General features: G+C 60.6%; 4 protein-coding genes. 2 read left to right on the forward strand and 2 right to left on the reverse strand.

The annotated features are described in order from the left end of the window. Positions 1-203: 203 nt before the first annotated feature. Positions 204-1,616, reverse strand: coding sequence for an RHS repeat domain-containing protein (locus tag B5D49_RS14410; protein ID WP_078718426.1), 1,413 nt, complete (start codon positions 1,614-1,616; stop codon positions 204-206). Positions 1,617-1,924: 308 nt separating this feature from the next. Further along, complete coding sequence (locus B5D49_RS14415; RefSeq protein WP_159447260.1) at positions 1,925-3,169, reverse strand: HD-GYP domain-containing protein; 1,245 nt, start codon at positions 3,167-3,169, stop codon at positions 1,925-1,927. 228 nt (positions 3,170-3,397) lie between these two features. Between B5D49_RS14415 and recA the strand changes: the two genes are divergently transcribed. After that, positions 3,398-4,501, forward strand: coding sequence for a recombinase RecA (gene recA / locus B5D49_RS14420; RefSeq protein WP_078718428.1), 1,104 nt, complete (start codon positions 3,398-3,400; stop codon positions 4,499-4,501). Positions 4,502-4,578: 77 nt separating this feature from the next. Continuing rightward, positions 4,579-7,221, forward strand: coding sequence for an alanine--tRNA ligase (alaS, locus tag B5D49_RS14425; protein ID WP_078718429.1), 2,643 nt, complete (start codon positions 4,579-4,581; stop codon positions 7,219-7,221). Positions 7,222-7,821: the final 600 nt, after the last annotated feature.

Consider the following 7,821-nt stretch of genomic DNA (forward strand, 5'->3'; position numbering starts at 1 on the left):
CCCGCCGCGCCCATGGTATCCCGAATACCCTCAATGTCCGTCGGCTTGCATGAATAAACCGCCCTGCCAATCCGGTAGGGCGGTTGTTCTATTTCTCGTTTTCCTGTTTGCGGGATGGGGAGCGGAGGAACCAAGCGAGAATGGGAAGAGCGACACCTCCAGCAAGGACTACATATGCAACCCAGTCGTAAACGGGAATCCCCTTAAAGGAGTCTCCTTCTGAAGTGAGATTCACAGTACTTGCAGCAATCAGCGCCGCGCTTAAGGCAATTTCCGGTAGCTTGATTCTCACTTCTTTTCTCTTTTTTGTACTGGTCATACGTATAGTTGGCTGCGCCACTCAAATAGCCAGACCAAGACGCAGGTGGCGGCCCTGGGTCAAATGCCCCCGAAGCAAAGTCCGCTGCTGCCTTTGACGCCGCCGCCAACTTATCCGGGTGCTGCATGGCAGCCGCAGCCATGGCCGGTGTTGCTGTGGTGCCGACTGCCGCGGCAATGGGCAACGCTCCGGCTCCCAAGGCAATCGCCGTATATTTTTGCAAATCGCTGTTGGTCGTAAAGGCATCCGCCGTCTTGCTCAATGCCTCTCCAGCGCCTTTTCTCCCTTTGGTAACGGCCTCACCGATGCCCGCAGGAGCCTTGTCCCACAATTCTCCGAGTCCGGCCCCGATTCTTTTCATTCCTCCCCAAAACTCACCTTCCAGCCCCCAAGGGTCAACCCCATTGACCGGATCGTCAAGACAGTATCCGTACCAGTCCGGATCGCCGCCCGCCGCGCCCATGGGGTCTTGGGCAGTGAACCGGCCGGTGTCCGGGTCGTAATCACGCCAACCAAAGCGAACAAGGCCGGTGTCCGGGTCGTGCAGGCCGCCCGCGAACCCGAAAGGGGAGCATAGGCAGGGGTTGCCGTCGTGCAGCACGTTGCCGAAGGCATCATACAAGATTTCTTTTACCATGCCTTCGGTCGAAAGTTCAACCACTCGTACACTGCCGACTTGATCCGTATAGAAATACATTACAAAGGGTTGCCCTCGACGTTGCGACGCCAGCCCCAGAGGTCGAGCAGTACGGTCATAGATAACGTCCAGCCACTGTCCGTCCGCCATATCCACATGCGACCAAGCCGCCAGATGTGCGCGGTCATGCCAACGAAACCGTTCAACCGGCATGCCGTCCACGTATTTTCCGGTACGCAGCCCCTGCCTGTCGTGCGAATACTCCACGACGCGCCCGTCCGAAAGTTCCACGGCCAGGAGACGATAGTCAGGGGCATAGTGATAGCGCGTCTCGCCGTGCAGCGTTACCCGCCGACTGCGGAAACCACGGCTATCATGCGCGTACTGCGCCTCACCCGCCTGAAGCAGGCGATTATCCGCACCGTAACGAAACACGCGATCCCTCTGGCCTCGTAAGGGAACATAATCCTCAGCTCGTCGGCCGTTGCTGTCATAGATATAGCGTTCCACTCCGGAGCCGTCACGGCGAACCTCAGCCAGCCGACCGGCTGCATCGTAACAGTATTCCCAACGGACCGAACAGCTATTCACGGTCTCATTCTTTACACGTACCCGACCTTGTCTGCCGTGCTCCAGGTGCAGGGTGTACTTTCCATTCATTCGTCTTCTCCCTCTATTGTACGGTTGCCCGACGTGAAGTACGCCGGGATTCCCGACAGTCTACCCCTGTTTTTTTTGCGGGATAAAATGGGAAAGAAAAAGAAGAATAAAAGGAAGAAGTTCCTCCCTTGACAAGGGGGAGCTATTCGCCCTCTGAAAAAGCCAGCGAGACGAGCCGGTAGAGACTAAACCAAGAAGTAAAAGCAGATGATTGGAAGCTTGTTCCCGGATGAAAAAACAGGAAAGGATTGAAGCAGCGGCCCATATTGCCGTTTTTTAGGAGGGGTGCAGCCTGCCGCCGCAGGTCATCAGGCGGGAGCGAGTCGCTGGGGATGGGTTTGCTCCAACTGGACGCGCATGGCCTGTTCCGCACGCAGACCTTCCGCAGCCAGCGGCACGCGAACGGGCGAAATGGGACGCCGCGTTTCGTCATAGGCCACATTTACCAGCGGGGACAGGGGATGCTCCGGATCATGCCGCCAGACCATGCCGTAGCGGCCGTCCGAGATCCGGACCATGGAACCCGGCGGAAACACACCGGCAAAACGGATGAACCGTTCCAGATCCTCTTCCGCATGAGCGCGCCCGCGCCCGGCATAGAGCAGGTTCACGGCCTGGGCCGGGGATACCCGTTCCCCTTGGCTTCCCGTCCCCATCATGCGTTCCAGGGCATCCGCCAGAGCCAATATCCTGCCGAACAGACCGCGCCGATCCCCGGCCAGCCCGTCCGGGTAGCCCTTGCCGTCGTGCCGTTCATGGTGCTCACGCACGGACCGCAACACGGAAGGCGGGACATCCGGCTGCTGGCGCAGCAACGCTTCCCCCTCCGCGCAGTGCGTCCGGAAAATTTGTTCCTGATCATCGGTAAACGGTCCGCGCCGGCCCATTAGATCCACAGGCAGACGGGTCTGCCCCACATCGTGCAACAGGGCGGCCACGCCCAGGCAGGTCAAGGCTTCCCGCTTCAAGCCCAGGTCCAGCCCGAACTGGAGCGAGAGCGCAAACACATTCACGGAATGCACGTGCAGCCACGCTCCATATTGTTCCAGTCGGGCCGCCCAGAACCAGGCCGCGGAATCATTCGGCACCGTGTCCAGAGCCAGCTGCACGGCCTCCCGGGCCAGACTCATGCGTACGGATCGCCCCTGGGCCGCGGCGGTAAACAACTCCCCCACCACGCGCAGAGTCTCGCCATAGCAGGCCCGGACCATACGAACCCGGGCGTCGAGTTGTTCTCCCATGGGATCATCCCGCTGGGCAGAAATCACCGTTCCCCGCTGCCCATCCGGGAGACGCTCCAGCTCCCGGTCCAAATCCCGGGCTTGGGCGTTGCCGTCGGTGAAGCGGGACACACGCCGACCGCCCGACACAGCGGCCCGCATGTCCACGAACACTTCGCGATACCCCTGCCGGGCCAGGGCCAGAATTTCATCGGCACTGTGAACATACCCGGGAATGCCCGAAACGCCTTGGGAAAGCGGCACCCAGCCGTCCGCCACAGCCGTGACGAACATGCCCGGCCTGAGGTCTCGGACTGAAATTCTGCGAATCATGAAATCTGCCACCTCCACAGGCATTGCATTCTTTCCCGTGGTGCGCTTCGGCACAATGAAAATTTTTGATCATATACACAAAAAAGGTCCACCTGTCGAGTCCGCCAACCCCGAGGAAATCAGGCTTCCGCCCCCGGAGCCACCCTCCTGCGTCGCGGTTGCCGCTGGCCGCGCTATCTGCTATCCCTCGTCTGCTCAACCATTGAACGCACCCCCTGGAGGAGAGGCATGGCCGCCAAAAAACCCAACCCGGAAGAGCTTCGCAAAGAAGCCCTGGGAACCGCCATCACCACCATTGAACGCAAGTTCGGCAAAGGCTCGATCATGCGCATGGACGAGGATGCCCACCAAGCCATCCCGGTGATCCCCACCGGATCCATCGCCCTGGACATCGCCCTGGGCGTCGGCGGCATCCCCCGTGGCCGCGTATCCGAAATTTACGGGCCGGAGTCTTCGGGTAAAACCACCCTGGCCCTGCACATCATCGCCGAGGCCCAGAAAAAGGGAGGCACCGCCGCGTTCATTGACGCGGAACACGCCCTGGACATCACCTATGCCAAGCGGCTGGGCGTCAAAACCGACGAATTGCTCATCTCCCAGCCCGACTATGGCGAACAGGCTCTGGACATCGCGGACCTGCTGGTACGCTCCGGCGCCGTGGACGTGGTGGTCATCGACTCGGTCGCCGCCCTGATTCCGCAAAGCGAACTGGAAGGCAACATGGGCGAGACGCAAGTGGGCGGACAGGCACGGCTCATGTCCCACGCGCTGCGAAAGCTCACCGGTTCCATCCACAAATCCCGCACCGTGGTGCTCTTCATCAACCAGATTCGTATGAAGATCGGCATGACCGGCTACGGAAGCCCGGAAACCACCTCCGGCGGCAACGCGCTGAAGTTCTACGCCTCCCTGCGCATGGATATCCGCCGCATCCAGACCCTCAAGGACAAGGACGAGGTGTTCGGCATCCGCGCCCGCGTCAAGGTGGTCAAGAATAAAGTCGCTCCGCCCTTCCGCGAAGGCATTTTCGACGTGCTCTACGGCACCGGCATCTCCCACGAGGGCGAACTGCTGGACATGGGCGTGGAAGCGGGCATCGTGGACAAATCCGGCGCCTGGTTCGCCTTTGGCAGCGAGCGCCTCGGCCAGGGCAAGGAAAACGTCCGCCAGTACCTGCAACAAAACCCGGACCTGGCCGCGCAAATACGAAGCAAACTCCTGGAACACCTCGGCATTGAAGATCATGAGGCTCCGGCCGCCCAATCCGTAGAGACCGAAGCCAAGACCGACGAAAAGGCCAAGGACGAACAAGACCAGGGGTCGAAAAAATAACGCCAACCATTCAATACGGGACCGGGCGCGGGAAACTCCGCCCGGTCTTCCCCTTCTCATCGGAGTGACGACAACCCATGAAAGCTGCTGAAATCCGCGAACGTTTCCTGAAATATTTCGAACAAAACGGCCATACCCGTGTGCATTCCTCGCCCCTGGTACCCAAGGACGACCCCTCCCTGCTGTTCACCAACGCAGGGATGGTCCAGTTCAAAAAGACCTTCCTGGGCCAGGAAAAACGTGACTACAAACGCGCCACCACTTCCCAAAAGTGTCTGCGCGTGGGCGGCAAGCACAACGACCTGGAAAACGTGGGGCGCACGGCACGGCACCACACCTTCTTTGAAATGCTCGGCAACTTCTCCTTCGGCGACTATTTCAAGGAAGACGCCATCCGGTTTTGCTGGCAGTTCCTGACGGAAGAACTGGGTCTGCCCAAGGAAAAGCTCTACATCACCGTCTACAAAGACGACGACGAGGCCGAAAAACTCTGGCAGAAAGTGGCCGGAGTGCCCCAGGAACGCATCTACCGCCTGGGAGATAAGGACAACTTCTGGTCCATGGGCGACACCGGCCCTTGCGGTCCCTGCTCTGAAGTGCACATCGACCAGGGCGAGGAAATGAGCTGCGGACCGGATTGCGGCATCGGCAAATGCGACTGCGACCGCTTTCTGGAAATCTGGAACCTCGTGTTCATGCAGTACGACCAGGCCGCCGACGGCACCCGTTCCGACCTGCCCCGCCCCTCCATCGACACAGGCATGGGCCTGGAGCGTGTGGCCGCAGTCTGCCAGGGCGTTCGCTCCAATTACGAATCCGACCTCTTCACCCCCATCATCGACTACGCCGCCGACCTCGCTGGCGTGCGCTATAAAAACGATCCAGACACCGACACCGCGCTCCAGGTCATCGCCGACCACAGCCGGTCCATCGCCTTCCTCATCCCGGATCAGGTGCTGCCCTCCAACGAGGGACGCGGCTACGTCATCCGCCGCCTCATCCGCCGGGCCTACCGCTTCGGCCGCCTCATCGGACTCAAGGAGGCCTTCCTCTACAAGACCGCCGGAAAAGTCGTGGACGACATGGGCCACGCCTTCCCCGAACTGGTCAAGCACCGGGAGTTCATGGAAAAGGTCGTGCGCGAGGAAGAAGAACGCTTTGCCCAGACCCTGGACAAAGGTCTGACCATGCTGGAAGACGAAATCAAGGCCGTGCAACAGGCCGGCGGCTCCACCATCACGGGCGAGGCCGCATTCAAACTTTACGACACCTTTGGCTTTCCCATCGACATCGTCAACGACGTGGCCGAAAAGCAAGGCCTGACCGTGGACGAACCCGGCTTCAACGCCTGCATGGCCGAACAAAAGCAACGCGCTAAAAAAGCCTGGAAAGGCTCGGGTGAAAAAGACATTGCCTCGCTCTTCGCCGGGCTGCTGGAAAAATCCGTATCCTCCAAATTTACCGGGTACGAAACCCTGGAGGAAGAAACCCGCGTCAAAGCCCTGCTGGATGACAACGGCCAACGTGTGGAGCGCCTGGAAAACGGGGAGAACGGCTGGCTCGTCACCGTGCAGACCCCCTTCTACGGCGAATCCGGCGGTCAGGTGGGCGACGCGGGACAAGCCGAGTCCCTTACCGGCAAGGTCGAAGTGCTCGACTCCCTGCGCCCCTCCCCGGAACTCATCGTACACAAAATCACGGTCACCGAAGGACACATCGAAGACCGCAAAGATATCAAGCTGCGCGTCGATAAAGACGCCCGCGTCGCCACCCAGCGCAACCACACCGCCACGCACCTGCTGCACGCGGCCCTGCGCAAGGTGCTCGGCGATCATGTGAACCAATCCGGCTCCCTGGTGGCTCCGGACCGGCTCCGCTTCGACTTCACCCACATCAGCGCCATGACCCCCGAGGAAATCCGCAAGGTGGAGGACGAGGTCAACCGGGCCATACTGGCCAATGAAAAAGTGTTCACCGAAGCCATGAGCCACGAAGAAGCCGTAAAAAAAGGCGCCACCGCCCTGTTCGGCGAAAAATACGGCGACGAGGTGCGCGTGGTCCAGGTGCCCGGCGTGTCCATGGAACTCTGCGGCGGCACCCACCTGGCCTATACCGGACAAACCGGACCCTTTGTGATTCTCTCCGAAACCGGCGTGGCCGCAGGCATCCGGCGCATCGAAGCCGCCACCGGCTGGAACGCCCTGAATCAGCTCCAGGAAGAACGCGGCGAATTCCGCAAGGCTGCCGCCCTGCTCAAAGCCGGATCCGGCGACATCGCCGAACGCATCCAGGCGCTTCAGGCCGAAGTCAAGGCCGCCCACAAGGAAATGGAGCGCCTCCAGGCAAAACTTGCCTCAGGCGCGGGCCGCGATCTCATGGCCGACACCGAGGAAATCAACGGGGTCAAGACCCTGGCCGTGGAAGTGGAAGCCCCCAACGTCAAGATCATGCGTGAACAAATGGACGCCCTGCGCAGCAAAATGGAATCCGGGGTCATCGCCCTGGCCGCCAAGCACGAAAACGGCAAGGTGTCCCTCATCGTGGCCGTGACCAAAGACCTGCACGATCGCTTCAAAGCCGGTGACCTCGTCAAACAGGCCGCCGCAGAAGTGGGCGGCGGAGGCGGAGGCCGACCCGATATGGCCCAGGCAGGCGGATCCAACCCCGACGGCATCCCCGCCGCGCTCGCCAAAGTCAAGGAACTGGTGGCCCAAGGCTGACCGGATCAGAATAAATACGCTATCTGCAACGCCCTGCCCCACGCGGACAGGGCGTTGCTTTTGTTGTGGAGCAGGCATGCAGGGAGAAAGGCATGCCTCCGGCGGCCAAAGGGTCCGCGACCCTTTGGAATCCCATTTCCCGGTCTCGCGCTGCGCGCGGCCGGGGGCGTGCGGTGGGAAGACGTATGAAGCGTGAACAGGCGGAGCAGCGCGGCGGCGTGTCGTTCTGTTGCCGCGATTTCCGGGATGGCTCCGCCCTCCCGAAACTCGCGGCAACGGTGCGCCCCCAAGCAAAAGAGCGGCCCAGGCCGCTCTTTTGCTTGGGGAGGGAAAAAAAGGGGGGGGGGAAACAAAACAAAAAAACGATACCCGCGACAGGCCGCAGGCCTGGAGCAAGGGAAAGTCTTTGGAAAGGGGGTCCGGGGGAAGAACCTTTCTTCAGAAAGGTTTGCCCCCGGAAGGCTCTCCTCCTAAGAAACAACAAATCGTGACAACACCACCAGTCCGGTAACAAGCTCCACCGCGGCCAGCGCCATAAGCAGGAAGCCGGCTCCAGCGTGGATCAACGGCATAGCTTTCCGCTTTTTTTTGACTCGATCC

This window comes from Paucidesulfovibrio gracilis DSM 16080 (assembly GCF_900167125.1).
In the GTDB taxonomy this organism is placed as follows: Bacteria; Desulfobacterota; Desulfovibrionia; order Desulfovibrionales; family Desulfovibrionaceae; genus Paucidesulfovibrio; species Paucidesulfovibrio gracilis.

What these genes read in the sequence shown, in the direction of transcription:
- B5D49_RS14410 (WP_078718426.1), bottom strand. Translation starts at nt 1,616, where the DNA reads ATGAATGGAAAGTACACCCTGCACCTGGAGCACGGCAGACAAGGTCGG.
- B5D49_RS14415 (WP_159447260.1), bottom strand. Translation starts at nt 3,169, where the DNA reads ATGATTCGCAGAATTTCAGTCCGAGACCTCAGGCCGGGCATGTTCGTC.
- recA (WP_078718428.1), top strand. Translation starts at nt 3,398, where the DNA reads ATGGCCGCCAAAAAACCCAACCCGGAAGAGCTTCGCAAAGAAGCCCTG.
- alaS (WP_078718429.1), top strand. Translation starts at nt 4,579, where the DNA reads ATGAAAGCTGCTGAAATCCGCGAACGTTTCCTGAAATATTTCGAACAA.